Source organism: Jeongeupia naejangsanensis (genome assembly GCF_016865585.1).
GTDB lineage: Bacteria > Pseudomonadota > Gammaproteobacteria > Burkholderiales > Chitinibacteraceae > Jeongeupia > Jeongeupia naejangsanensis.
The window spans coordinates 1-26,386 of sequence record NZ_JAESND010000017.1 but is presented as its reverse complement, the minus strand read 5'-3'; the positions used below and the strand labels follow the sequence as shown (position 1 = coordinate 26,386).

General features: G+C 61.9%; 23 protein-coding genes. 17 read left to right on the top strand and 6 right to left on the bottom strand.

Features of this window, described 5'->3' with window-relative positions:
* Nucleotides 1-79 precede the first annotated feature (79 nt).
* The 6 genes from JMJ54_RS18875 (at nucleotide 80) to JMJ54_RS18850 (ending at nucleotide 9,725) form a co-directional block, all read left to right on the top strand.
* Entirely contained in the window at nucleotides 80-1,087 is a 1,008-nt protein-coding gene (locus tag JMJ54_RS18875; RefSeq protein WP_203540086.1) for a tetratricopeptide repeat protein, read from the top strand.
* Nucleotides 1,088-1,125: 38 nt separating this feature from the next.
* Complete coding sequence (locus JMJ54_RS18870; protein WP_203540085.1) at nucleotides 1,126-2,355, top strand: spore maturation protein; 1,230 nt, start codon at nucleotides 1,126-1,128, stop codon at nucleotides 2,353-2,355.
* Nucleotides 2,356-2,469: 114 nt separating this feature from the next.
* Complete coding sequence (locus JMJ54_RS18865) at nucleotides 2,470-3,474, top strand: tetratricopeptide repeat protein (protein ID WP_203540084.1); 1,005 nt, start codon at nucleotides 2,470-2,472, stop codon at nucleotides 3,472-3,474.
* A 204-nt stretch (nucleotides 3,475-3,678) separates the two neighbouring features.
* Nucleotides 3,679-7,560, top strand: coding sequence for a DUF3683 domain-containing protein (locus JMJ54_RS18860; RefSeq protein WP_203540083.1), 3,882 nt, complete (start codon nucleotides 3,679-3,681; stop codon nucleotides 7,558-7,560).
* 99 nt (nucleotides 7,561-7,659) lie between these two features.
* Nucleotides 7,660-8,097, top strand: coding sequence for an HIT family protein (locus JMJ54_RS18855; protein WP_203540082.1), 438 nt, complete (start codon nucleotides 7,660-7,662; stop codon nucleotides 8,095-8,097).
* Nucleotides 8,094-9,725, top strand: a complete 1,632-nt coding sequence (locus tag JMJ54_RS18850; protein WP_203540081.1) for a cyclic-di-GMP receptor FimW-related protein — start codon at nucleotides 8,094-8,096, stop codon at nucleotides 9,723-9,725. The genes JMJ54_RS18855 and JMJ54_RS18850 overlap by 4 nt, the downstream gene beginning before the upstream one ends.
* Before the next feature lie 63 nt (nucleotides 9,726-9,788).
* On the opposite strand, the gene JMJ54_RS18845 is transcribed toward JMJ54_RS18850, so the two are convergent.
* From JMJ54_RS18845 to JMJ54_RS18820, 6 genes are all read right to left on the bottom strand, one after another.
* Nucleotides 9,789-10,547, bottom strand: a complete 759-nt coding sequence (locus tag JMJ54_RS18845) for a 3',5'-cyclic-nucleotide phosphodiesterase (RefSeq protein ID WP_203540080.1) — start codon at nucleotides 10,545-10,547, stop codon at nucleotides 9,789-9,791.
* 2 nt (nucleotides 10,548-10,549) lie between these two features.
* The gene (locus JMJ54_RS18840; protein ID WP_203540079.1) at nucleotides 10,550-11,155 is read right to left on the bottom strand and encodes an FHA domain-containing protein; all 606 of its coding nucleotides are present in this window, start codon (nucleotides 11,153-11,155) and stop codon (nucleotides 10,550-10,552) included.
* Between the two features lie 35 nt (nucleotides 11,156-11,190).
* Nucleotides 11,191-12,006, bottom strand: a complete 816-nt coding sequence (locus tag JMJ54_RS18835; RefSeq protein WP_203540078.1) for a Stp1/IreP family PP2C-type Ser/Thr phosphatase — start codon at nucleotides 12,004-12,006, stop codon at nucleotides 11,191-11,193.
* A 114-nt stretch (nucleotides 12,007-12,120) separates the two neighbouring features.
* Complete coding sequence (mtgA, locus tag JMJ54_RS18830; protein WP_203540077.1) at nucleotides 12,121-12,840, bottom strand: monofunctional biosynthetic peptidoglycan transglycosylase; 720 nt, start codon at nucleotides 12,838-12,840, stop codon at nucleotides 12,121-12,123.
* Between the two features lie 8 nt (nucleotides 12,841-12,848).
* Nucleotides 12,849-13,757 carry a shikimate dehydrogenase gene (aroE, locus tag JMJ54_RS18825; RefSeq protein ID WP_203540076.1) on the bottom strand — a complete coding sequence of 303 codons (909 nt, stop codon included), beginning with the start codon at nucleotides 13,755-13,757 and terminating at the stop codon, nucleotides 12,849-12,851.
* 66 nt (nucleotides 13,758-13,823) lie between these two features.
* A complete protein-coding gene (locus JMJ54_RS18820) occupies nucleotides 13,824-14,276 on the bottom strand; it encodes a rhodanese-like domain-containing protein (RefSeq protein WP_203540075.1) in 453 nt (150 codons plus the stop codon).
* A gap of 313 nt (nucleotides 14,277-14,589) precedes the next feature.
* Here JMJ54_RS18820 and glnA point away from each other — a divergent pair, with 313 nt between their 5' ends.
* From glnA to JMJ54_RS18765, 11 genes are all read left to right on the top strand, one after another.
* The gene (gene glnA, locus JMJ54_RS18815) at nucleotides 14,590-15,999 is read left to right on the top strand and encodes a type I glutamate--ammonia ligase (RefSeq protein ID WP_203540074.1); all 1,410 of its coding nucleotides are present in this window, start codon (nucleotides 14,590-14,592) and stop codon (nucleotides 15,997-15,999) included.
* Between the two features lie 190 nt (nucleotides 16,000-16,189).
* On the top strand, nucleotides 16,190-17,473 hold the full coding sequence (locus JMJ54_RS18810) for a tyrosine-type recombinase/integrase (protein WP_203540073.1): 1,284 nt from the start codon (nucleotides 16,190-16,192) through the stop codon (nucleotides 17,471-17,473).
* A 949-nt stretch (nucleotides 17,474-18,422) separates the two neighbouring features.
* Nucleotides 18,423-20,069 (top strand): hypothetical protein, encoded by a 1,647-nt coding sequence (locus tag JMJ54_RS18805; RefSeq protein ID WP_203540072.1) that lies wholly within the window; start codon nucleotides 18,423-18,425, stop codon nucleotides 20,067-20,069.
* 178 nt (nucleotides 20,070-20,247) lie between these two features.
* The gene (locus JMJ54_RS18800; RefSeq protein WP_203540071.1) at nucleotides 20,248-22,830 is read left to right on the top strand and encodes an AAA family ATPase; all 2,583 of its coding nucleotides are present in this window, start codon (nucleotides 20,248-20,250) and stop codon (nucleotides 22,828-22,830) included.
* A 409-nt stretch (nucleotides 22,831-23,239) separates the two neighbouring features.
* Nucleotides 23,240-23,797, top strand: a complete 558-nt coding sequence (locus tag JMJ54_RS18795; protein WP_203540070.1) for a hypothetical protein — start codon at nucleotides 23,240-23,242, stop codon at nucleotides 23,795-23,797.
* 498 nt (nucleotides 23,798-24,295) lie between these two features.
* Nucleotides 24,296-24,508 (top strand): helix-turn-helix transcriptional regulator, encoded by a 213-nt coding sequence (locus JMJ54_RS18790; protein ID WP_203540069.1) that lies wholly within the window; start codon nucleotides 24,296-24,298, stop codon nucleotides 24,506-24,508.
* Nucleotides 24,509-24,517: 9 nt separating this feature from the next.
* A complete protein-coding gene (locus JMJ54_RS18785; protein ID WP_203540068.1) occupies nucleotides 24,518-24,838 on the top strand; it encodes a helix-turn-helix domain-containing protein in 321 nt (106 codons plus the stop codon).
* Nucleotides 24,835-25,680, top strand: a complete 846-nt coding sequence (locus tag JMJ54_RS18780) for a hypothetical protein (RefSeq protein ID WP_203540067.1) — start codon at nucleotides 24,835-24,837, stop codon at nucleotides 25,678-25,680. Before JMJ54_RS18785 ends, JMJ54_RS18780 begins: the two co-directional genes overlap by 4 nt.
* Nucleotides 25,673-25,918, top strand: a complete 246-nt coding sequence (locus JMJ54_RS18775; protein WP_203540066.1) for a hypothetical protein — start codon at nucleotides 25,673-25,675, stop codon at nucleotides 25,916-25,918. Before JMJ54_RS18780 ends, JMJ54_RS18775 begins: the two co-directional genes overlap by 8 nt.
* Nucleotides 25,911-26,138, top strand: a complete 228-nt coding sequence (locus JMJ54_RS18770; protein WP_203540065.1) for a hypothetical protein — start codon at nucleotides 25,911-25,913, stop codon at nucleotides 26,136-26,138. Before JMJ54_RS18775 ends, JMJ54_RS18770 begins: the two co-directional genes overlap by 8 nt.
* Nucleotides 26,131-26,274, top strand: a complete 144-nt coding sequence (locus tag JMJ54_RS18765; RefSeq protein WP_203540064.1) for a hypothetical protein — start codon at nucleotides 26,131-26,133, stop codon at nucleotides 26,272-26,274. The genes JMJ54_RS18770 and JMJ54_RS18765 overlap by 8 nt, the downstream gene beginning before the upstream one ends.
* Nucleotides 26,275-26,386: the final 112 nt, after the last annotated feature.

The window sequence follows — 26,386 nt, the reverse complement described above, 5'->3', positions numbered from 1 at the left end:
TATCGGACCAAGCTTGAAAGCTGAAAAACAAGTGTTTAGTCTAGTCGCCATCCCACTCCCAAGCCTTTCCCCCCGATCCATGCATCCCGGCGAGCTCAACGCGCTTGCGCACCTGATCAGCGAAAGCGAACGGCTCACGTACCTTGATCCGCACGCCGCGCTCAGCCTCGCCGAATCGGCCTGCCGGCTCGCGCCTGCCTGCACCGACACGCTGCTGGCGATTTCCGCATGGCGCTGCTACGGCACGATGCTGTTCGCCTTCGGCCGCATTCCGGACGGCCAGCACGCCATGTTCAAGGCGCTGACGCTGGCCGATGCCGAGGATCTCGTCGCCGAACGCGGCGAACTGATCCAGGAGCTCGCCTGTGCGTACTACACGCAGGGCGACTACGACGAAGCCATCGCCTACTGGGCTGACTGCATCGACACCGACGGCTTCACGCTCAACACCCGCATCCACGCCTACATCGGTCTGGGTCAGGTCTACTACGCACACGAACGCTACGAGATGGCCTTGCAGAACCACCTCGACGCCAAGGCGCTGATCACGCTGCCGTTCGACACCGACCTGCATGGCCGGGTGCTGATCAATCTGGCGGCCGACTACGCCAAGCTCGGTCGCTTCGACGACGTCGCGCTCGAACTCGACGAGGCCATGCCACTGGCCGAGGCCGCCGGCAATCCGGAGTACATCGGCGAAATCCTCGTCTACCGGAGCGCCATTGCGCTGTCGCGCGGCCATGCTGCCGAGGCGCACGCCTTCCTCGACCAGGCCGTCGCGATGCGTCGCGTCTGGGCCTGGGGTGAAATCTCGCAGAGCCTCGCTCGTGGCCGTGTCTACCTGTTCGAAGGCCTGCTCGACGAGGCGCTGACGGCCGTCCATACGGCCCTGTTGCGCGCCGACGAGATGGGCACCTGTCACAAGACCTTCCAGGCCCTCCACCTCCTCGCGCAGATTTACCAGCGGCAAGGCAACACCACGCAGGCAGAGTACTTCCACCGCCGTTATCAGGAAGCGTTCAGCCGTATCGTCCGCTCCGGCACCTACGCTAAACTCCAAGCGCTCGAAGCCAGGCTGAAACACTGACCCCGCCTGGCGCGATCGCGTCAGGAGTCCTTCTTTCCATGCTCAACCGTATCTGGGCCGGCTTCATCCTGCTGGCATTCGCCGTTGCCTGCGTCCTGGGATTCGTGCTCGGCCAGCAAGCGGTGTTCGCAGCGATGACACGGGCGATGTTCGATGCGGCCAAGCTCGGTTTCGAAGTCGCACTGGGGCTGACCGGCGTGATGACCCTCTGGCTCGGCATCATGAAGGTCGGCGAAGCCGCCGGCCTGATCGCCCTGCTCGCCCGCCTGCTCGGTCCGCTGTTTTCCCGGCTGTTTCCGGGGGTACCCGCAGGCCATCCGGCGCTTGGCGCGATGACGATGAACATCGCCGCCAACATGCTCGGCCTCGACAACGCGGCGACGCCGCTCGGCCTCAAGGCGATGAAAGAGCTGCAGACGCTCAACCCGACCCCCGATACGGCAACCGACGCGCAGGTACTGTTCCTCGTCATCAACACCGCCGCGGTCACGCTGTTTCCGGTGACGATCTTTGCCTATCGCGCCCAGCTCGGTGCCGCCGATCCGACCGACATCTTCGTGCCGTTGCTGATCGCCAGCTTTACCGCAACCATCGCCGGCATCGTGCTCGTCGGCCTGCGGCAGCGGTTACGGCTGCACGATCCGGTCGTACTCGCCTACCTCGGCGGCCTTGCCGCGCTGATCTTCGGTGTCGCCGCATGGTTCCTGCATCTGGCCCCCGGCGAACGCGCCGCGCAGTCCGCGCTGGTCAGCAACTTCCTGCTGCTCGGCATCGTCGTCGTCTTCATCGCCACGGCGCTGTGGCGTCGTGTCGACGTCTACGAAACCTTCATCGACGGCGCCAAGGAAGGCTTCAAGGTCGCCATCGGCATCGTCCCTTATCTGGTGGCCATGCTGGTGGCGATCGCTCTGTTGCGTGCCAGCGGCGCGCTCGAACTGCTGCTGTCCGGCCTGCGGCATCTGGTCGCGCTGTTCGGCTACGACAGTCGCTGGGTCGACGGCCTGCCCGTGGGCATCATGAAATCGCTGTCGGGCAGCGGCGCGCGGGCGCTGATGATCGACACGATGAAGACTTCAGGCGCCGATTCCTTCGCCGGTCGGCTGGTTTCGATCCTCCAGGGCAGCAGTGAGACCACTTTCTACGTGCTGGCCGTCTACTTCGGCTCGGTCGGCATCACCCGAACCCGCTACGCGGTTGCGTGCGGCTTGTTCGCCGACGTTGTCGGCTTCATCGCCTCGGTCTGGGTCGCCTATCTGTTTTTTGCTTAACGCAAACAAGCTTTCATACCAGTGCAGAAATTTTGTAACAAAATGCAGTAAATAATTATTTGCTGGTAAGAATTTGAGCTAGGGTTATCCCTAGTTCACCTTCTAAAAAAAACCATGATCGATCTTCGCCCGCTGCTCAACCGCGTTCGCCGCATCATCGCGTCGCAGACCGTCGAAGCCATCGCACAAGCGGCACAAGCCCGCGAACTCGCCCGACAACAGGCACAACCGCTGGCCGAGGCCGAGGCGCTGTTGCTGCACGGGCAGGCCATGCTGATGTTCGGCCGCTTCGAAAAAGGCCGTACCGCGCTGATGGCATCGCTCGAAATCGGTCGCGGCGTTGAGCTTGGCACGCTGCACGGCGAAGTCCTGCACCAGATCGCCCGGTCCTATTACGCCCAGGGCAACTACGACCAGACCGCCGACTGCTGGGTGGCCTGCCTCGACCTGCCCCCCGACCAGGCCGACGGCGACGTCCGCTGTCTGGCACATATCGGTCTCGGCCAGTTGCTCTACGCTCAGGAGCAATTCGAGGCGGCACTGGCCCATCATCGCCATGCGGTCGAACTGACCACGAATCCGGACCTCGCGCTCTATCGGGCCGCGGCGCTGATCAACGTCGCCGCCGACCTGCTGCAGCTCGAACGCTTCGACGAAGCCGAAGCGGCACTCGACGAAGCGCTGCCGCTGATCCGGCTCAACCCGCACGCCGAGCACGAGGCCGAGGTCTACGGCTTGCGTGCGCAGATCACGCTCGCCCGCGGTGACATCGAGCGCGCCCAGCGTCACCTGCGCGTCGCACTCAAGCTCAGCCGCCTCAACAGCAACGGCTGGGGCGAAGCCTTCAACCTGATCACGCTCGGCCGCTGCAGCATTGCCGCCGGCAACTTCGACCATGCCCGCGACGAACTCTCCCAGGCGCTGACGCTGGCCGAGGCGATGGGGACGGCCAGTCTGGCCGCACGCGCCCACGAAGTGCTCGCCGAACTGTTCCAGCGTCTCGGCCAGGCGGCCGATGCACAGACCCACCTCGACCGTTTCTCCAAGCTGCGGGAACAGCTGCTCGGCCAGCTTTCCGCTTCCCGCTTCGCGACCATGGAGCTGCGCCTCGTCGACTGACGCGCCATGGCACAGCCGCTTACGCGGCCTTCCAGCTCAGCCGGGATCAGGTGTCGGCAACGCCGGCTCGACGCGGCATGTAGTCGAACATTGCGCAATACAGGCACGGGAATTGCATAACCCCAAGAAAATTGGGGGCTTCAAGGGGAATTTTTCCGATAAAATTCCATCTTTGAATCACAGCCTTAGCGAGATCGTCCTGCCATGGCCGAGCTGACCGCCGCTACCCCGCACCTCGCAACCGAACGCCTGCGCGAGATTCCGTACAACTACACCTCGTTCTCCGATCGCGAAATCGTGATCCGGCTGCTCGGTGAGGATGCGTGGCAAACGCTTGAAGCGCTGCGTGCCGAACGCGTGACCGGCCGTTCGGCGCGGATGCTGTTCGAAGTGCTTGGCGACATCTGGGCGGTCAAGCGCAACCCCTACCTCGAAGACGATCTGCTCGAAAATCCGAAGCGCTTGCGCCTGCTGGTCGACGCAATGCGCCACCGGCTGGCCGAGATCGACAAGCGCCGCGAAGGCAACGATCGCGTCGGCATGCTCGCCGAACGTGCCCGCCACGCGGTCGATGCGTTCGAGCACGATTTCCGCGACGTTGCCAGCCTGCGCAAGAAGGTGCTGCGCCGCATGGGCGGGCTGACCCGCCGCGACAACATCTGCTTCGACGGCCTCGCCCGCGTCTCGCACGTCACCGATGCGACCGACTGGCGCGTCGAATACCCGTTCGTCGTGCTCTCGCCCGACACCGAAGCCGAGATGGCACCGCTCGTGGCCGCCTGTATCGAGCTGGGGCTGACCGTCATCCCGCGCGGCGGCGGCACCGGCTACACCGGCGGCGCCGTGCCGCTGACCCCGATGAGCGCGGTCATCAACACCGAGAAGCTGGATCGCCACAACGGCGTCGAGCGGATGATGATCCCGGGTGTCGACCACGAGATCGCGACGATCCAGTGCGGCGCCGGCGTCGTCACCCGCCGGGTGATGGAAGCTGCCGAAGCGGCAGGTCTCGCTTTCGCGGTCGACCCGACCTCGGCCGATGCCTCGTGCATCGGCGGCAACGTGGCGATGAACGCCGGCGGCAAGAAAGCCGTGTTGTGGGGCACCGCGCTCGACAACCTCGTCAGCTGGAAGATGGTCGACCCGGACGGCAACTGGAAATTCATCGAGCGCCTCGACCACAACCTCGGCAAGATCCACGACGCGCCACAGGCAACCTTCCGCGTCACCACGTACAAGCCCGACGGCAAGAGCGTGCTGGGCGAAGAAACCCTGGTCATCCCGGGCCGGCAGTTCCGCAAGGAAGGGCTCGGCAAGGACGTCACCGACAAGTTCCTCGCCGGCCTGCCCGGCGTGCAGAAGGAAGGCACCGACGGACTGATCACCAGCGCCCGCTTCGTGCTGCACCGGATGCCGGCGCACGTGCGTACCGTCTGCCTCGAATTCTTCGGCGAAGTCAGCCTCGCCGTGCCGTCGATCGTCGAGATCAAGGACTATCTCGACGCGCACCCGAAGGTCCAGCTCGCCGGCCTCGAACACCTCGACTGGCGCTATGTGCGCGCCGTCGGTTACGCCAGCAAGGCCAAGAGCCGCGGCCGGCCGAAGATGGTGCTGATCGCCGACCTGGTGTCCGACGACGAAACCGCCGTCGGCGAGGCCGCCTCGCACGTCGTCAAGCTGGCCAACGCCCGCAGCGGCGAAGGCTTCATCGCCGTCACCGCCGAAACGCGCAAGAAGTTCTGGCTCGACCGGGCTCGTACCGCCGCGATCTCGAAACACACCAACGCGTTCAAGATCAACGAGGACGTGGTGATTCCGCTGCCGCGCCTCGGCGAATATTCGGATGCGATCGAACGGATCAACATCGAGCTGTCGATCGACAACAAGCTCGAACTGCTCGAGCGCCTGACCGACTTCTTCGAACAGGGCATCCTGCCGATCGACTTCGCCGACTCGCCGCTGAGCCGCGACGCGCTGATCGGCGATCGCCGCAATGCCGCGCTCGAACTGATCGGTCGCGCACGCACGCACTGGGAATGGATCCGCACCCACCTCGACGACGCGTTCGAGGCGTACACCGCCGCGTTCCCGACCATGCCGCTCGAGCGCGCACTCGGCACCGGTGAAACGCCGCAGAGCGTGTTCCTGGCGCTGCGCGACTTCGTGCTGCGCGTGTCGTACAAGCGCGAGCTGCTGACCGACTTCGAGGCGATGTTCTCGAGCCGCAACGACAAGCCGCTGCTCGACGCGGTGATCGCGATCCAGCAGCAGGTGCTCAAGGGCCGGACCTGGGTCGCGCTGCACATGCACGCCGGCGACGGCAACGTCCACACCAACATCCCGGTGAACTCGGACGACTACGCGATGCTGCAGCGTGCGCATCACGCGGTTGCGCGCATCATGGACGTCGCGCGTGAGCTGAACGGCGTGATTTCGGGCGAGCACGGCATCGGCATCACCAAGTACGAGTTCCTGACGCGCGAAGAGCTCGGCCCCTTCGAGGCCTACAAGCAGAAGGTCGACCCGCAGGGCCGGTTCAACAAGGGCAAGCTCTTGCCCGGCGCCGACCTGACCAATGCCTACACGCCGTCGTTCAGCCTGCTCGGCGCCGAATCGCTGATCCTCGAACAGTCGGACATCGGCAACATCGCCGACTCGATCAAGGACTGCCTGCGCTGCGGCAAGTGCAAGCCGGTCTGTACCACCCACGTGCCGCGTGCCAACCTGCTGTACAGCCCGCGCAACAAGATCCTCGCCACCGGTCTCCTGACCGAGGCCTTCCTGTACGAGGAGCAGACGCGCCGCGGCGTGTCGCTGAAGCACTTCGAAGAGCTTGGCGACGTCGCCGACCACTGCACGGTCTGCCACCGCTGCGTCAATCCGTGTCCGGTGAAGATCGACTTCGGCGACGTCTCGGTCGCGATGCGCAACTTCCTGCGCAAGGAAGGGCAGAAGAAGTTCAATCCGGGCACCGCGCTCGGCATGACCTTCCTCACGGTCAAGGATCCGGCAACGATCAAGGCCATGCGTGCCGGCATGATCGGCATCGGCTACAAGGCACAGCGCCTGGGCCACACGCTGGCCAAGCGCTTCGGCCTGATCAAGGGCATCACCAAGCAGCCGCCATCGACGCTGGGCAAGCCGCCGATCAAGACGCAGATCATCCACTTCGTGAACAAGCCGCTGCCGGCCAAGGTACCGCTGAGAACCGCGCGCGGCATGCTCGACGTCGAGGATGCCAACATCGTGCCGGTGATCCGCGACCCGGAGATCCGTCAGGACGAACGCGAATCGGTGTTCTACTTCCCGGGCTGCGGCTCGGAGCGGCTGTTCAGCCAGGTCGGCCTCGCCACGCAGGCGATGCTCTGGCACGTCGGCACCACCACGGTGCTGCCGCCGGGCTATCTGTGCTGCGGCTACCCGCAGGCGTCGGCCGGCTATGGCGACAAGGGCGAAAAGATCACTACCGAGAACCGGGTACTGTTCCACCGTGTCGCCAACACGCTGAACTACCTCGACATCAAGACCGTGATCGTCTCGTGCGGCACCTGCATGGACCAGCTGATGAAGTACCAGTTCGAGCAGATCTTCCCGGGCTGCCGTCTGCTGGACATCCACGAGTACCTGCTCGAGAAGGGCGTGAAGCTCGACGGCGTCAGCGGTGAGCGCTACATGTACCACGAGCCGTGCCACACGCCGATGAAGCAGTACAAGGGCATCGACGTCGCCAACGAGCTGATGGGCACCCGCGTCGACCTGAACGACCGCTGCTGCGGCGAGTCGGGCACCTTTGCGGTCTCGCGGCCGGACATCGCCACCCAGGTGCGCTTCCGCAAGCAGGAAGAAATGCAGAAGGGTGCCGATACGCTGCGTACCGAAGTCGCCGTCGCCGACGCCAGGCAGCCGGTCAAGGTGCTGACGAGCTGCCCGTCGTGCCTGCAGGGCCTGCAACGCTACGACGACGACGCCGGCACGACGGCCGATTACATCGTCGTCGAGATGGCGAAAAAAATCCTCGGCGACGACTGGCTGAGCGAGTACGTCGACAAGGCACGCAACGGCGGGATCGAGCGCGTACTGCTCTGATCCGTCACCGTACAGCAACGGGGCATCCCCTCCAGGGCATGCCCCGTTGTTTATGGGACGTCCTTGCGGTAATAATCGTGCCTAAATAAGGAAAAGGTAATGGAACGCGATTGCGTCTTGTGCAGTGAAACCGGCGGCGAACTGGTGTGGCAGAACGATTTGTGCCGGATCATCCTCGCCGACGAGGCCGGCTATCCGGGTTTTTGCCGGGTGATCCTGTCGCGCCACGTTGCCGAAATGACCGATCTGCCCCCCGCCGATCGTCAGCGACTAATGGCCGTCGTGTTCGCGGTCGAAACGGCGCTGCGTACGGTACTCTCGCCCGACAAGATCAATATCGCCAGTCTGGGCAATGTCGTTACGCACCTGCACTGGCATATCATTCCACGCTGGCGGGACGACGCGACGTTCCCGGCACCGATCTGGGCCGCCCCGGTTCGCCCCGGCGCCCAGCATGCATTAACCGTCGATACACTGGCGCAGTTGCGCCATGTTCTGCAACACATTGAGCCCGAGGCTGTCCAGCGCCTGCCATGACCGATCTGTCGATACACCAGACCCTCAGCGGTCCCCTGCCTTTCAGCGATGCGCGCACGGCAAAATCCTGGCTGCAACTGCTGCCCCTGATCAACACCCCGGTCGCCCATGCCGAGCTGTCCGATGCGATTTCGCAACTCGCGACCAGCGGCATCGCCCCGTACGAAACACTGAAGATCCTCGAGCTGCTGCGCGAACCCCTGCATGTGGTGCAGGGCGCGCTGGCCGAACGCTTTCTTGGCCGCGCGCTGCCGCTGGGCCCGGATGAGGCACAGGCGCGTGACGCCACCGTGGCGCTCTGGACCCGGCTTGCCGACCTGTACGGCACCGGACTCGACGCCGCGCTGGCCGGCGACGCCGAAAGCGCGCCGCATGCCGCATTGCTGGCTCAGCGCCGGATGCGCTATCTGGCGCTCGCAGCACGCGAGTCCTTGCTGAGCTACCGGCCGATCCCGGCCGATCTCTGGCAACAGTTGTTCGACAGCTACCAGTTGATCGAAGCCAACGGGCTGGCGGAAAAATCCGCCAAGGACAGCCTGCTCAAGGTCGCCGGCGTCGCCACCCCGCAGCACGCCTTCGTCCATCTGCTGCTGCTCGCCGCATCGTCCCCGTTTCATTTCACCGGTCGGCAGATCCGCTGGCTCGACGAACACCTGCCGTCGCTGGCGCAACGCACGCCGCTCGAACGCGAGGCCGCCGCGCTCCCCGGGCGCGGCAGCCTGCAGATCGACTTCGCCCAGCCCGGCGCCCCCCGCCGCGTCGAGCCCCGCCTGTTTGGCGAGACCGTTCGCGAACTTGATACCTTGCAGCTGGCACAGGCGCTGTCGCGCCGGATCAAGCTGCTGCGTCAGGGCGAGAATCCGGAAAAACTCGGCCTCGGCAACCAGTTTGCCGCCGCGCAGGTCGAAACGCTGCTGGTCGAGCTCTACCGCACCTGGTGCGAGCAACCGAGCGAGCGAGCGCTGCCGCGCCACGACAGCCGCCGCGAACTTGAAGCCGTATTCGGTTTGCCGCGTCAGCATGCCCTGCTCGGCCACGAGCGTTTCGCGCTCCCCGACGATGGCCCTGCGCCGCTCGGCAGCCAGGATCTGGTCCGGCTGCAGCTGTTCGGCCAGTCAGCTGCGACTGCCACCGCTGGAGCCACCGGTCCGAACACCGTGACGCCGCAGCCGGGCGAGCGCTGGCAGGTCCGCAACGAATCGGCCCAGGGCCTGCGCCTGTCCCGCAGCAGCGATGCCGGAGGCCGCATCGCCTTGCAGCAGTTGCTGTCGGTCCAGCTCGAGGGCAACCACTACCTTGGCGTGGTGCGCTGGCTGCAGGAAAACGAAGGCAGCGTCGAAGTGGGCGTGCGCCTGATGCCGGGCTTGCCTGCTGCCGCGGCGATCCGCCCGGTCGAGCTGGCCTATTCGGACCGGCGCGGCTGGATCGAGTGCCTCTCGCTGCCGGCGGTTGCCGCCTTGCGCGCCCCGCTGTCGCTGATCATGCCGGTGGGCTGGTACCGCCGCGGTCGGCTGATCGAATGGTGGGATGGCAGCACGCTGAAGAAGATGCGTGTCGAGGCATTGCTCGAACGGGGTGTCGATTTCGAGCGGATGCATGTCGTGCCTGCCGGTCAGCAGCGCCGCTGAAAACCGGGCGACAGACCTGATGAACAACGCCGCGCCCGACGCGGCGTTGTCGTTTTTCGAGGTTCAGAAGTCCAGCGTCTGACCGCCGTTCAGCGCGGCGATCCGGTGCACGCCGTTGCGCGCCTCGGCAACGATGCAGGACGCATCGAGCGGTTTCAGATGCGTCAGCCAGACATCAACCGAGGGATCGATCCTCGCCAGCGCGGGCAGCAGCGTCTCCGGGGCATAATGCTGTGATACGCGCGCCAGACCGGCTTCGCGATTGCTGAATGCAGTCTCGATGATCAGCGCCCGCAGACGCTCGACGCGACCCAGCGCGCCCCAGAATGCAGGGCAATCGGCGCTGTCGCCCGAGAAGGCCATTGCCCCGTCCGCAGTTTCAAACAGGTAGCCCAGTGCCGGCACCGTGTGCTGCGCCGGCAGCGCGGTCATGCGCAGTCCGTCGAGATCGCACGACTCGCCGACGGCGATCGGCGCCCAGCGCAGCACGCCGTTGTCCGCATCCGGAATCACACTGAAATCGGGCCAGAGCTGCCAGTTGAACACGTGCACCTGCAGCGTCGCGATGGTCTCGGGCAAGGCATGTACGGTCACCGGCTGGCGGCGCGCACCGATGACGGTGTCGAGCAGCATCGGCAAACAGGCGATATGATCGAAATGCGCGTGCGTCAGGAACACGTGGTCGATCCCGCACAGCGCATCGAGCGGCAGGTCACCGACGCCGGTACCGGCATCGACCAGCACCCGGTCGCCGAGCAGGAACGACGTTGTTCTGGCTACCCCGCCAATGCCTCCACTGCAGCCCAGCACCCGCAACTGCATGATCAGCCGCGGAAGAAGAACGCCAGGCGAACGCCGACCAGTTCGATCAGGTCTTCCTCGGCCAGCAGCAGGGGCTCGTCGCCGATCACCTTACCGTTGACCTGCGGCCGCGTCGCGCCTTCGACATGCGAAAGGTAGTAGCCCTGCGGGCGGCGCATCACCGTTGCCACCTGTACGCCGGGTTTTCCCAGCGAGGTGACCGTCTTGCTCAGGACGATTTCACGGCCGCTGTTGCCACCGGTCAGCACCTTGATCACGCCCAGCCGCACCGCAGCGGGTTCGCGCAGCACCATGGTTTCAGCGTAAGTACCCTGCGCCTGCGGCTCGCACCAGTAGCGCAGCATGTAGCGGCCGACGCCGATTTCGTCGCCGTTGCGCAGCACGGTTCGCGCTGCCGGAGTACCGTTGACGGTGGTGCCGTTCGTGCTGCCGAGATCCTCGACCACGTGATCGTCGCCCTCGCGAACGATGCGCGCGTGCTCGCCGGACACGGCCAGATTCTCGATCTGCAGGTCGTTCTGCGGTCGGCGACCGATCGCGAACACCTCGCGGTGAATGCGGTATTCCTTGATGACGTTGCCGTCGAGGCAAAGCAGCAGTTTCGCCATGGCGTTTTAAATGTATGTGGCGCGCAGTGCGCAGATCAGCTCAACCAGGCGGTCAGCCTGGACCAGAAACCGGCATTGGCCGGATACGGGCGGCGAACCGCCGCCAGAATGACCGATATATTGTCATGTCCGCCGTGATGATTGGCGGCCTGAACCAGCTGCATTGCAGCCAGCGGGGCATTGTCCTTCAAAGTCAGCATGATGTCAGTGATCTGCGCATCGGCGACCATATCGGTCAGGCCGTCCGAGCACAGCAGGTACAGGTCGCCCGGCTCGGCGTCGAACTCGTTCAGATCGGCACTGACCTCAGTATCGATGCCCATGGCACGGGTCAGCAGATTGCGCTGTGCGGCCCGGCGGGTCTCGGTTTCCTCGACCAGACCGAGGTCGATTTGCTCCTGCAGCAGGGAATGATCGTGGGTGAGCCTTGTAAGCTCGCCGTTGCGTAAACGGTACATTCGCGAGTCACCGACATGCGCGACCAAAATGCGATTGTCATAAAATACTGCCGTAACCAGCGTCGTCCCCATGCCCGCGTATTGCGGTTGCGAGATCGCGTTGTCGTAGATCGTTCGATTGGCTTCGTTGATGGCCTGTCGCAGCCAGCCGGTCAGTGACAATTGCATGCTGCGCGCCAGCGGTGGCGACGGCAGCGGCTGCGACAGCCGCCGCGAAAGCACTTCGACAGCCATGGCACTGGCAACCTCGCCGGCGTTGTAGCCGCCCATGCCGTCGGCAAGCACGACAAAACCGGCATCGGCGTCCCAGGCAATCGCATCTTCATTCTGCGCACGCACCAGTCCCGGATCGGTCTGCCCGACCATTTCCAGCGCCTGCGATAGCCTTGCCATGCTCGTTTCCTTGTTTACGTCTGATTCCATCCTAAACCGAGCCGCCGCAGGGCGCGGAAAGACAATGGTAAAAAAACGTAATCGGACACCGGCGCGGCCCCCGTGGCACCCTGCTTACGGAATATCGGCGTAGGGCATCCGGCGAATGATGATCGCGGTCTTGCGCACCAGTCGCCGGTCGTTGCGGCGCAGATCGTAGTAGCGCGGGTTGGTCACCATTGCGGCCAGTTTGGCCGACTGCGCGGCGCTGAGTCGTGCGGCGCCGCTGCGGTAATAGTGTCGCGCGGCGGCCTCGGCGCCGTAGACGCCGTTCCCCCACTCGATCACGTTCAGATAAATCTCGAAGATGCGCCGCTTGTCGAGCAGGGCTTCGAGCATCACCGTGATCACCGCCTCCTCGGCCTTGCGCCACGGTGTTCGCCCCGACGACAGGAAGAGGTTTTTGGCCAGTTGCTGACTGATGGTCGATCCGCCTGCGACGATACGGCCCTTTTTCAGGTTCTTTTCCCACGCGGTCTGGATGCCCTCCCAGTCGAACCCGTCGTGCTCGAGGAACTTGGCGTCCTCGGACGCCACCAGCGCGCGCTTCAGGTTGGGCGAAATCTGCGCGTAATCGACCCACTGCTGTCGCAGCTCGGCGTCCGGATTGCTTGCTTCGAGTCGTGCCAGTCCCTCGGCCATGAAGGCCGTATGCGACGGATTGATCCAGCGCCACGCCAGCACGTGCGCGAAGATCCACAGATTCCACAGCAACAGCAACCCCAGCAACAGCAGGATGATGCGACCAACCCAGCCCGCCGGCGACACGCGCTTTCCGCCCTTCGCGCGCCCCATGGCGTGGCTCACAGCGCCGCGCGCAATTGCGCCAGCACCGGCTCGACATCGGGTCTGTGCCCGGTCCACAACGCAAATGCTTCGGCCGCCTGGCCGACGAGCATGCCGAGACCGTCGACGCACTGCGCTGCACCGGCTTCGCGCGCTTGGGCCAGAAACGGCGTTTCGTCGCGGCCGTACATCATGTCGTAGGCCAGCGCACCGCTGGCAAACACGTCGCGGTGCATCGGGATACGGTCGCCGCCCAGACTGGCCGACGTGGCATTGATGATCACGTCGAACTGCACGCTCTCGCGCCCCAGCAGCACAGGACGGACGACGGACGACTTCAGTTCGACCGGCACGCCGCCGACCAGGAAATCGAAACGCGCGGCGCCATAAGCCGGCTGCGCGGCCACTGGCAAACCGGTTGCCCGCAACCAGGGCGCCACGATCTCTTCCAGCAAACGCTCCGCCCGCTCGGCGGTACGGTTGGCGATCACAAGCATGGCCGGCCGTTCGGCCAGCAGCGGCAGCAGTGCGCCGCGTGCCGCGCCGCCGGCGCCGATCAGCAGGACGCGTTTTTCTGTCAGCCCGCCATATCGCCGGAGATCCGCCATCAGGCCGGCGCCATCGGTGTTGTCGCCCTCGATCCGGCCGTTCTCGTGACGGATCAGCGTGTTGACCGCACCGGCCGCGGTAGCCCGCTCGCTCAGCACATCGGCAAACGCGAACGCCGCCTCCTTGAACGGCACGGTGACGTTGGCACCACCTGCGCCACCATCAAACAAGGCGCGGGCGGTGGCGACGAAACCGTCGAGCGGCGCCAGCAGCCGTTCGTAACTGAAATCGTTCAAACCGAACTGTGCGGCAAACGCGGCGTGAATCTGCGGGGACTTGCTGTGGGCAATCGGGTTGCCGATGACGACGTAATGCATGCAGGGACCGTAGTGGAATCGAATTCGGAGTTGCCGACGGCAGTCGCGCCGGCGTGATCGGGTCTGTCAGCCTTGTACCCACGGCAGGCCGGCCGCTTTCCAGCCGTTCCGGCTGCCGCGGTGTTCGGCGCCATCCTTGTCGCCCTCGAAACCTTCGAGCACGTTCAGTGCCGTTGCGTAGCCATGCGCAGCAGCCAGTTGCGCCGCGTCGTGACTGCGTGCGCCACTGCGGCACATGAACAGCACGACCGACTCCGGATCAACAGCCGCCTTCAGCTGGGTCAGAAAGTCCGGATTCGGCGCCATGCCGGGATAGCGTTTCCACTCGATCAGCTCGGCGCCGGGCACGATGCCGACGAACGCCCACTCGGCATGCGTACGAACATCAACCAGCCTGGCGTTCGGCAAGGTACTCAGCAGCGCGTGCGCCTCGGCGGGGGTCACGGCGCCGGCATAGGGCAGGCCCTGCGCAATGCCGCGATCGCGGGCGGCATCGAGGATGTTGGCGGCTTCACTCATGATGGATTCCTCGACCCGGACATGCGGATCGTCACCGTTACAGATGCCCAATTCTCGTGCGTCCGCGCCAACGGCGCAATATGGCACCAAATCAGTGCACCAATGACAAACGAGCACCAAAACAAGGCAGCCCTGACGCCGATTCCGGCAGCGCAATACGGGATTGCTATTAGCGCACCTGATTGTGGCACAATGGTTCGACACTTCTGCGGGGTTGGCACGGTTAATGCTTAATAGACCACCATCCCGGTCGCGGCAACGCGATTGGTCATCTCACAATTTCCAAACTTCTCGCACCCTAAGGAGCGTAAAGATGGCGGTAGCCGACGTTCTCAAGCTGATCCAGGACAACGACATTCGCTTTGTCGACCTGCGTTTCACCGACACCATTGGTAAAGAGCAGCACGTCACCGTGCCGTCGCATGTCGTCGACGAAGAATGGTTCGAAAACGGCCACGCGTTCGACGGTTCGTCGATCGCCGGCTGGAAGGGCATTCAGGCTTCGGACATGCTGCTGCTGCCGGATCCGTCGACCGCCAACATCGACCCGTTCTTCGACGAGCCGACCGTCATCATCACCTGCGACGTGATCGAGCCGGCCACCGGTAAGGGCTACGACCGCGATCCGCGTTCGCTCGCCAAGCGCGCTGAAGCGTATCTGAAGACCACCGGCATCGGCGACACCGCCTACTTCGGTCCGGAACCCGAATTCTTCATCTTCGACAACATCCGCTGGAACACGGACCTGTCGGGCTGCTTCGTGAAGATCGGCTCGGAAGAAGGCGCCTGGGCGACCGGCGAGAAGTTCGAAGGCGGCAACCTCGGCCACCGTCCGCGCCTCAAGGGCGGCTACTTCCCGGTTCCGCCGGTCGACAGCCACCAGGACATCCGCGCTTCGATGGTGCTGGTACTGGAAGAGCTGGGCGTGCCGGTCGAAGTGTTCCACCACGAAGTAGCGAACGCCGGCCAGAACGAAATCGGTACCAAGTTCAGCACGCTGACCCAGCGCGCCGACTGGACCCAGATCCTCAAGTACGTGGTGCACAACGTTGCCAACCAGTACGGCAAGACCGCAACCTTCATGCCGAAGCCGATCGTTGGCGACAACGGTTCGGGCATGCACGTTCACCAGTCGATCTGGAAAGACGGCAAGAACCTGTTCGCGGGCAACGGCTACGCCGGCCTGTCGGAAACCGCGCTGTTCTACATCGGCGGCATCATCAAGCATGCCAAGGCACTGAACGCGATCACCAACCCGGGTACCAACTCGTACAAGCGCCTGGTGCCGCACTTCGAAGCGCCGGTGAAGCTGGCTTACTCGGCCAAGAACCGTTCGGCCTCGATCCGCATCCCGCACGTGGCTTCGGACAAGGGTCGCCGTATCGAAGCGCGTTTCCCGGATCCGTTGGCCAACCCGTACCTGTGCTTTGCCGCGCTGCTGATGGCCGGCCTCGACGGCATCCAGAACAAGATCCACCCGGGCGATCCGGCCGACAAGAACCTGTACGATCTGCCGCCGGAAGAAGACAAGCTGATCCCGACCGTCTGCGCCTCGCTCGACGAAGCACTGGCAGCACTGGACGGTGACCGCGAGTTCCTGACCCGCGGCGGCGTGTTCACCGACGAGTGGATCGATTCGTACATCGAACTGAAGATGCAGGACGTCAACCGCACCCGCATGAACGTGCACCCGGTTGAGTTCGACATGTACTACTCGCTGTAATCTTTCGAAGCGTCCAGAGCGATCCGGGCGCATCCGAGATACAGCCCAAACCCCGCACCGTTATTCGGTTGCGGGGTTTTTTATCGTCCATAGCATTCCAGCCACGTCCTGCCAAAGCCATGAAAAAACCCCCTCGGTAGTCCCCCCGGTCTAGAATCGACCCGACAACCAAGCAAAAACGGGGGGACTCATGGCGCTAACCGAACTGCAATGTCAGAAGGCAAAACCTAAGGCTAGCGATTACAGCCTTGCCGACGCGGACGGTCTGTACCTGCTGGTTCGCGCTACCGGAGGCAGGTCGTGGAAGTGCGATTTCGTAGTCAATGGCAAGCGTCACAAGCCGGGGCTGGGCAAGTACCCCGCCATCTCGCTAGCCGAGGCCCGCAAGCTGCTGGCAGCGGCACGCCGTCTTGCCGAGAGGGGACAGAAGCCTGGCGATCTGCTGGCTCACGACCAAGCTCGGGCATTGTTGATCAAAGGAAAGAGCCTTGAGGAGGCAGAAGCCGAGCTAGCGCACGAGCAAGAAGCTGCCGTCCAAGCTCTGCGGATGACCTTTACCGAAGCTGCCGAACGGTACAAGACAGGCTGGGTGGATCAGGCTTGGAAAAACCCGGACAAGGGCTTTGCACCGGTACGGACTCACCTGCTACCCAAATTGGCCGATTTGCCGCTGGACGACATTGATGCCCCGATGCTGCGCGAGCTGTTTTACGACATACGCGAACGACGCGGCGTTCAGGCTGCGTTGCATGCCCACGGCTGGGCAACGCGGGTTTTCAGCTACGCGCAGGAGCATGACTGGTGTGCCACCAATCCGGCCCAGCAGATCAAGGCGGCGCGCATTGGCAGCAAGGGCAAACGCAACCGCTGGCTGACCACACCAGAGATTCGCCGCTATCTGATCGGGTTGTATCAAGCGGATTGCTACCGGGGCTACAAGCTGGCGCTGCACCTGCTGCTGATGCTGGCCTTGCGCAAAAACGAGCTGTGCGGCGCTAGCTGGCAAGAATTTGATTTCGACGCAGGCGAATGGCTGATTCCTGCCAGCCGGATGAAGGCCGGCAAGGAGCATCGTGTATTTCTGCCACGCCAAGCCATCGAGATGCTAGTGGAGTTGCAAAGGCTGGGCCACGGCAGCGAATGGGTGATGCCTATGCCAACCAACCCTAAGCGGGCCATGAACGGCAACAATCTAGATGGCGCGCATGCAGCCGCCATCACGTCCGCAAAAATCGACGATTACGTGATCCACGACCATCGCCACACCGCCAGCACTCAGCTTCGCGAACAGGGCCATATGCCTGAAGTAGTCGAGGCCGCATTGAGCCACGCCATCCCGGGAATTGCCGGCGTCTACGCCCATGCGCAGTACAAGACCCAGCGCCTAGCCATGCTACAAGCGTGGGCGGATTTTCTGGATAACACCATGAACGAGCAAACCATCATCGCTGCGACATTCCGAAAACAGGCCTGATTATGGGTGGGCAGATGCCAGCTCCTCCTCTACAGGACGTAGGCTCATCCTAAAACGATTGCGGTAATACCAATGCGAAAATCAGACCACCGCACTTCCGAAAAAGTCGCAGAGCTTTATTACCACTTCATCGTCAGACCTTTTTCTGGGTTCGGCCTCCGGCGATTTTGCGGTGTCACAAGTGTCACAGGTGTCACACCGTTGATTTATAAAAGATTTTCTTGTGACATCAGAGCGTCGGGGGGTGTCACAGGTGTCACACGCTTGAGGTAACACTGCCGCTGCAACTCTCTAAATTTCTCAACCCATGCTCTATGCATTTTCAATCTGCTCGGCAAAAAATGCGCGCGAGGGTTACCTCCCCTGCCCGAACGAGAAGCGCGCCTCGGGAGAGCTTTAATACCATTTATGCGAAAAATGCCCAAAGACGCTGGCCAGATGGATCGCTTTCGACCCATCGCGGACATCCTAGCTGGCTCCACCAGATGGCAAGTACTCGGCCTGAGCGGATGGCGACTCTGCGTTTCATGAACAACCGCAGAGTAGCGGTAGCAGCCTCTCGCGCAGTCGAATCCAGAGGCGTACAGAGGCCATTCAACGTTCGACGCAAGGGGGCCGTTTGTGTGAAGGAAGACGTCCTAGGGCTTGGGTGATCCTGGCTAGGGTCCGTATCCGCGCCAAAACCGCATTTCGTGCAAGAGCATAGTTGCGGAAAAGCATCGACGGTTCCAGCCCGACAAAGTCAGCCGACATAGGTCAGTGGCCCCACTGTCTGAAAATTTCTCAAGGGAGAATTTTCACCACTGTGACAGGGTAGATGAACTGAGGTGCGATGGATGCCCGCCAAGCCTAGTGATATCAAGCCCCTTCTCCTCTACCGAAGCTGTGACGGCAACCCACGTATTAACGTGTTATAAATAGCGTAGTGTGACATCTAGCCCCATGATCTATGCCTGACGTCGTCGCAACCACCCTGAACATGCTCGGGCCGTGCCTCAGCACGGAACTTGTCGCAGCTCTCGTGCGGGACTACGGACTGACGCCGGCGACTGCCCGTCAACGAGTTTCTCGCTCGACCGCCATCAAAAAGCTTGCTCACGTAGTGTTCCCTCGGGGGGTTCGCTTCGTCTACCTGCAGAGCGAGTATGCCTCGCCCCACTTCTGGACGGCCCTAATCAAGCGCCTGCTCGAGCATAGTGTCTCCTATGGCGGCGGCCTTGCCGCGCTGATGGCACGTGGCGGCCTGATGCCGGTGCCCCACTTCCTGATCGCATGCGGCGCACCGGTTGCTCAAAAGGGGCACATTGCGGCACGAGGTGTTTTGGACCGCCTGCGAGCTGCCGAGCTCGTGAAGGTGTTTGACACTCCCGGAGTTGGCGAGTGCGTGGAGTTAGCGCAGACCGTGGACGCTCCGTCGTGGGAGCTCAGCCGCATGCGGGCGCGCATAAGCACCGAGGCCGTGCTACTCAACGCTATCAAGGACTGGGCACGCAATCTCGGGGTCGTAAGCTACAACAAGGTCGCCCTCCGCGATGAAGGCGAGGAGCAGCCAAGGGTCGGTACCTTCAACTGGGACCTAGCTGGGCCGTCCTACCTTGCGCCTCTGACGCAGTGGGACAAGGTGGCAAGCAGCGTGAAGCAAGGCTATCTAGTTTGCGACACGCTTCTGGGCGTCAATGTAGAGGCCTACCAGCTGCAACCGTTCATCCACAAATGCGTGACGCTACGTAGCCTTGCGAAGGTGGGGAGGTGCCTGCAGATGTTCGTCGCCGACGGCTTCTCGGCCGAGGCATTCGCTCTCGCCAAAGAGAACGGAGTCATTCCAGCCACGACGACACACCTCTTCGGTCAGGACGTGGCCAAGGCCCTTCGAGAGTTGACCGATGTGCTCAACAGCGCGTTCGTTAACGAAAACACACTTGAGATGGTCACGGCCGTCTTCAATAAGCTCCGTCATATCGAGGGAGCAGCAACAAATCTGCGCGGCGCGCTCTTCGAATACCTGGTTGCCGACGTTGTTCGTCTGGGCGCTGCCCATACGTCCATACGCCTCAATGAGATCGTCAAGGATGACAAAGGGCGCACAGCCGAAATCGACGTGCTCGCCCACCACTTTGACCAGTCTGTCCGGTTCATTGAGTGCAAGGGCTACAAGCCTGGCGGCACCGTGCCTGACGAAATGGTCGAACGTTGGCTACGCGACCGCATTCCGGTGATTCGAAGTGCTGCCGAAGCAGACAGGGATTGGAGAAAGTGCCGGCACGAGTTCGAATTTTGGACTTCTGGCGTGCTGTCCGAGTATGCCCGAGGCCTGGTCACGGACGAGGCTGCGCGCGTGCGCAAGTACGGCCTGAAATTGGTCGAGGGTGCGGAGGTTGCACAAATGGTCTCCGCAACAAATAACCTGGCGCTCAAAAACGCGTTCCGCCAACACTTCCAGCATCACCCACTGAGCACCGCAGCGAAACAAGTTAAGCGGGTGCGTCGTCCTCTGCCCATCCCACCCAATGCCTATCTCGAGAGGCGGAGGCTGGCCGACTATGCACTGGACACCGAATTTGACGATGATGAAGAGGCAAACGGCAAGGCTAGGTGAGAGAGGCAGTCAAAAGCGCCGCCTGTACGCAAGTGACTGAGCGCCCAGCGAAGCCCGCTCGGTTTGCCGACAACAAGAACGTTCAGGGAGCGATATGGCATCTTCCAAGCGAGACTTTGAGCGATTCGTAACGTGGCTTCATGAGCCGGCAAGCCAGGCACCGGCTAGTGTGAGGCGGATGGCGAATCTTGCGTTGGCAAACTTCGATGCGCTGGAGCTTACCTCGCGCCAACGCAGTCAGCGGTCCGTTTACCTAGTCGATCAGATTCGCAGGGCGTTGGCCCAGACCCCCGACGGGCCGCCTGACATCCAGGCAGTGGCAGTGGACGGCACTTGGCCCTGGAAGCGGCTTCGAGATGTGACCATTGGCCCCTTTCGAGGCTTTCGGACGCCGGAACCTTTCGATCTGCAAAAGCGTGTCATCCTCTTCTACGGCCCTAACGGCAGTGGCAAGACCAGCTTCTGCGAGGGGCTAGAGTACGGGCTGCTTGGCACGGTCGAGGAAGCCGATACCAAGCGCATTGAAGGGCGTACTTACCTAGCCAATCTGCACGCAGGTCGCTTTGAGGCGCCAGTCCTCCGAGCAAACGACCACCAGGACCGGGAGGTCGCGGTCATAGCCAATCCCGACACCTTTCGCTTTTGTTTCATCGAAAAGAACCGCATCGACGCATTCTCGAGAATCGCAGCGAGACCCGCGGCCCAACGAACCGAGCTGATCGCCACGCTGTTCGGCATGGACAAGTTCAACGAGTTCGTTGGCCACTTCAATGAGTCAATTGACCAGCAGCTCGTCCTGATTCCGACCAAGCAGCTCATCCTGAACGGCAGGCGCAATACGTTGATAGCCGACCAAACGACGGTCGCTGGAGAAGAGAGGTCGCTTGAGGACTTGGCGGCCGAAGAGATAGCGCTGGCACTCGCGCATTCGCCCAACATGACCTATGTCGGCCTTAAGGAGCACATCGGCACGCTCGAAGCTCCTGGCCGCTTGCAAGAGCTGGATGACATTCTCGCCGCAGTTCCGCCAACAGCCATTGGCGTCTCACGCGAGGGGCTAATATGCGCCTTCGAGATGCTGGACGCAGCCCACAAAGAGCTGGTAAGCATCGCCGCCAAGCTCACCGCTTATAGCAACCAAGTGTCTTTCAAAGAGCTTTACACTGCCGTCCTAGCGCTTCAAGCCACACAGGGGGAACATTGCCCGGCCTGCAATACTCCGTTAGCCGACACGACATCAAACCCATTTGATAAAGCCCAGGCGGGCTTGGCCGATTTGAAAGAGCTTGGCGAGCTACAAGAACGGCACAAGACTGTGCAAAGCGCGGTCTCCAACGCCTCGCGGGAGCTCCGTCGCCAGCTTGGCCTCGTGGTGTCGTTCATGGAGGCCTGTGAGGAACAGGGGACGCCAGTAGGGCAGTTCCTCGCAAGCCTCCCGGACGAGCCTGCTGGCGAGTGGTGGGCCGTGGTCCATCCTGCCCTTCCTCCGCAGCAAGATGCAGCGGCCGATGTTGTGACGATTGAGGCGATCTTGGCTGTGGTCGACCGTATTGCGGCTCAGGACGCCGCCTCGGTACTGGCCCTGCGAGAACGGCAGAGCCACGTCACCGAGCGCGCCACTCTCGTCGCGCGCCAACTGTCCATGCAAGCGCAGGATTTGAAGCGCAGACAGCTCATTGACGACGTGACAGCCGCCAAGACCAGAATTGCAGCTTTCGACGAGATCAACGCGCAACTCATCAGCGACGTGGCTCAGGAGACAGATGACATCGCCCGCGACATTCCAATCAAAGCGGCGTACGACCGCTTTCTGGCTTTACTGCGGGCCTACCGAGACCAGCTTCCTGGTGCGTTGATGGGAGGCCTCAACGACGCGGCCATGACTCTCTATAACGAGTTCAATCGCAACGATTTAGACCCAGACAAGCTTGCAGCACTACACCTGCCCTTGAATGGCGAGCAGAAAATTGAAATTGAGTTCCGAGGAAACCCTGGCGTACGGGTGGACGCGCTGCGCATCCTCAGCGAGGGGCATGTTCGCTGTCTGGGCTTGGCGATTCTGTTGGCGAAAGCCCAGAGCATCCAAAGCCCCTTGATCGTGTTCGATGACGCCATCAATGCCATAGACCATGACCACCGGGGCGGCATTCGCGAGACGATCTTCGAGAGCGACCATTTCGCCGACACCCAACTCATCGTCACTTGCCACAGCAACGAGTTCATCAAAGATATTCAGCAGCACATGCCTGCCCAACGCCGGGCCGATTGCCAGGTCTACCTGTTCCGCAACCACACGGGCAACTACCAGCCACGCGTAACGGGTAACGTCTCGATCAAAAACTATGTGGCTAAGGCCCGCGCCTCAAAAGAAAATCTCGATCACCGCGAGGCTCTCGCCGCATGTCGCCAAGGCCTCGAAATGCTCTCTGAGAAAGTGTGGCGCTGGTTGGCGAGCCACGACCTCGGCGTATTGAGCCTGCAGCTTGCAGGTGTTGGCGCGATTCCAAGTTTGCGCAACTTATGCGAGGCGCTGCGCAAACGTCTCGAGGAAGCGGTGGCTTTCAACCATCCCAACAAGCCTGCGCTGCAGGTCGCCTACGGACGAATCCTGGGCATCCCTGCCGCCAATTTGGTCTGGACCTACCTGAACAAAGGCACGCACGAAGAAGCGGATCGAGATGATTTCGATGCAGAGCTCGTGGAGTCTGTAGTTCAAATGCTTGAAGAGGTTGACGCCCTTGATCTTCGCTCTGGACGGTAGCTGAGCTACTCACTCAGAGTGGACGTCGACTTACTTCCGATCCCTGCCTCTAGCGGGCTAACTTACTCAGATGCTGCTTGGGCCAGCCGCTTTGGCCGAGTTGCAGACAAATCGTTACTGATCTTGCCACCCGTAGCCTGCGCCTGAGCCAGTAGCGAGGTGACCACAAGTCATCAGAACAAGTGATCGTGTCCGTCAGAATCCGCAATGAAGGAGCAAAACGTGATTACCACAACATTCCGCACGCTGGCATAACGCTTTCCAGTGTGCGCCAAGCGCATATAATGCCGTCCAGAACGAATGTTCTAACCGAGTTTGCCGCGCCTAGATCGGCCAATCGAAAACGGGGAACCCTTGCCCCGCTGGCGCGGCGACATTCACAAGGAATAGCGCCGACAACGGGGGCGTTATGGATTTAGATCAGACCACGCTACAGCACTGGATGAAGTTCGACACGTGGAAGCCACGAGAAGCCGTGCTCATCCTTTCCGGACTGCACCCGGACTCGATGACAGGGAGCGGCATTAAGATCACATCCCCTCTGCATGAGCTACCCCCTGAATTTGCTGCTCCGGCCGCCCTGTACCAAATTTTCTCTCGTTATAAATGGGCTGACACCTGGAGCAATCGAATGCCTGGGAACGCCCATCCGACGTGGTTCTACGACATTGCGTGCGAGAAAGGTGTTGCCTTGCCGGGTATGGTTTGCACCGCGTTTGACGAACTATTCGACGCAGAGGAGCCTGGCAAGACAAGCGCAGAAGGGCACAGCGAATTGCGCGAGTCCGAGCGAAAAAGCCTCTACAAAATCGTTATTGGTTTGGCTGCCGGTGGGTACAGATACAAAGCGGGCTCACGAAATACATCGCTATCCGAAATGCTCGCCGACATTCAAAAACTGGGGCTGAGTATCGATGGCGACACGCTGCGGAAATGGCTCAAGGAAGCTGAATCAGTGCTTGAGTGACAAATTATCCATGTAATCTTGCAGAAAGACGGCCCATCGCGGGCCGTTTTTTGTTTTTCAATCTTCCGTGCTGCGACTTTGGGTGTGGCTTGGGTGTGGCTTGGGTGTGGCGTCCTGTGGCGGCCATGCACGGCCATTAACGACCATCTACGGCCACTTACGACACAGCTGAGACGTAAACCGCCCAGCAAACCCTTTATTTATCTAGAGCAAAACCGAACGACCACTTGCATGCTTCATTCGAGGCCCGAAATAAGCCTAAACCCGCAAGAATACTGAGAAATCCGAAGAAACTACGAAGAATAGTAGCGCGCGACAGCAGTGCTACCGGCTGTAACCCGCATTTTTATTAGAACCAAAACCGAATGAGCACCTGACGGATTTCGTTCGGTTTGTGCAAAATTCGTTCGGCCAACCAGTGCCGCCGCTACTCCAACATTGTCACCATGTTCCAGCCCATTCCTGGCCGGAAGTTCCTAATCCTTTGGAGCCTAAAACATGGTGCAAGCCATTCTCCGACGCCCTGCCGTCGAAACCACAACCGGTCTGAGCCGTTCGGCCATCTATGACCGCATCAACCCGAAAAGCCCCTACTTCGATCCAACGTTTCCGCATCCGATCCGCCTCGGTGGCAATTCGGTCGGCTGGCTAGAAAGTGAGGTTCAAGACTGGATCTCCGGCCGAATCGAAGCCAGCCGGCAGGCTGCATAGGGGACGATCATGAAAAAGAAAAACCGCCTCCCTGCTTCCCAATGCAGCAGAACAAGAATCACCGCCCACTCTACACAGCCGATTGTCACTGGCCAGTGCGCCGAGGTGTTGGAACTGCTGCGCACAAGCGGGTCGATTCTGTCGCTGGAGTTGCCGAGCAAATACGCGATCCCCCAATACAACGCTCGCATCCACGATCTGCGTAGTTTCGGCTTCAATGTGATCACACACATTCTGCCCGAGGTGGAGTTTCGAGGTCGTATCCGCCGCAACGTCGCCCGCTACTCGCTGGGTTCACCGGAATGGAGGCCCACGGAGGGTACGCAATGAACCTTCCCCATCTAACTGCATCGCGTGGCCCTGGTCTCACCATGGCCAATCCAGCGACCAGGTTTGGGAGTTTGGTTTTGACGGCGGGCACCCGCCGCCCTAGCACTTTTTTTGCGTCCGTACACCGCTACAGGTGCGTCCAGTTTATGGCGGACCTTAGGGAGAGTTTCGGGTGCATCAATGCCCTGATCAGTGCTGAAAATCCGCTGGAAGCCATGGCCTCAAACACCCGCAATTCCGGGTATATGATCAAGAAGAAATGCAGCAACAACGGCATCACTTGGCGGCACCCAAAGCTGACAGGTGCGTTTTCTGACCGGTTTGATACCCGGCTCACTGCGCAAGAAGCCCGGCCCGACTGGGCGGTGAATGAGATGCACAGTCGACGAATTACCCATCGCACGACTCTTGCCGGGGCCGCGGTCTCAGCGCAGAATAATCGGGTCGCGTTCAGTAGCGCGACCGGGATTGGTCTCCCGAACATCAAGGCGGACAACCGCCGGAATCTCGGCGGATTTTTTACGTCTGTATACCGCTATAGGTACGTCCAGTTTATGGCGGGCCGTAGTGGGGGCGTGCTTGCACGCGCCGGTTTCCTTGATGCCGGTAGACCAACCCTGCTACTGGCCTGCCTCCTTCGATTGGTCTCGAACGGCAGGCTTCAAATCATCAAGGAGCCTTGCCCGATGGCCTCATCCGCCCTTCGTGCGTTCACCACGCACGCCTTTACCGCGCTCACCGCGATCCTTGTTTACGCACATAGCCCCGCGCTGGCTTTGCTTGCCTTTGCCGCCGGCCTGATTTGCTTTGGCATCGCCCATCGCGGAGGTGCCCATGACTGAGCCGAAGAGCACTTCGCCACTGGCGCAATTGCGCGAGTTCGCCAACGTGTCCGAGCTGGCGCGAGAGACGATGGATCAGTTGGTCGGGCTGTTGCTGGCCCTCGAAGCACTGCCCGATGACGCCGGCCGGCACATGCGCAGCATCGCGCGTTCGGCACGCTGCGAGCTGCAGCTGATGCATGCCGAGGTCGACGGTCTGCTGGGTACGGTCGGGATGGCGGAGGTCCGGCATGCTTGAGACCCGTTCGTTTGCCGCACTGACGGAACTGACCGATCTGACCCTGGGCACGCTCGACGAGGCGATCGGTCTGTTGCATGCGCTCGAAGCCATTCCCGATCATGCTGGCCGGCACATGCGCACCCTTGCCCGCAATGCCCGCTTCCAGTTGCAAGGACTGCACAACGATGTGGATTGCCAGCGTGCGGCGCTTGCGGCTCGGGAGCCATTGCATGCGTAAACCGACCCGCAACACCGCGCTACTGAACCGCGCCACCCGTGACCGGATTGCCGCTGCGCTGGCCGGCCTGAAACAGGCCCGCCCGAGCCGACCGCAACGCGCCGGTGCGCGTTCGTCCCGTCCTTCCCGCTTCTAAGTTCTTCAGGATTCCCATCATGACAACGACCTCGATCGAGGCCGGCAGGCCCGGTTACGCCCAAAAAACCCGTTTGGACCTTCCCCATCTCAAATCTCTGGCCCGGGATCGC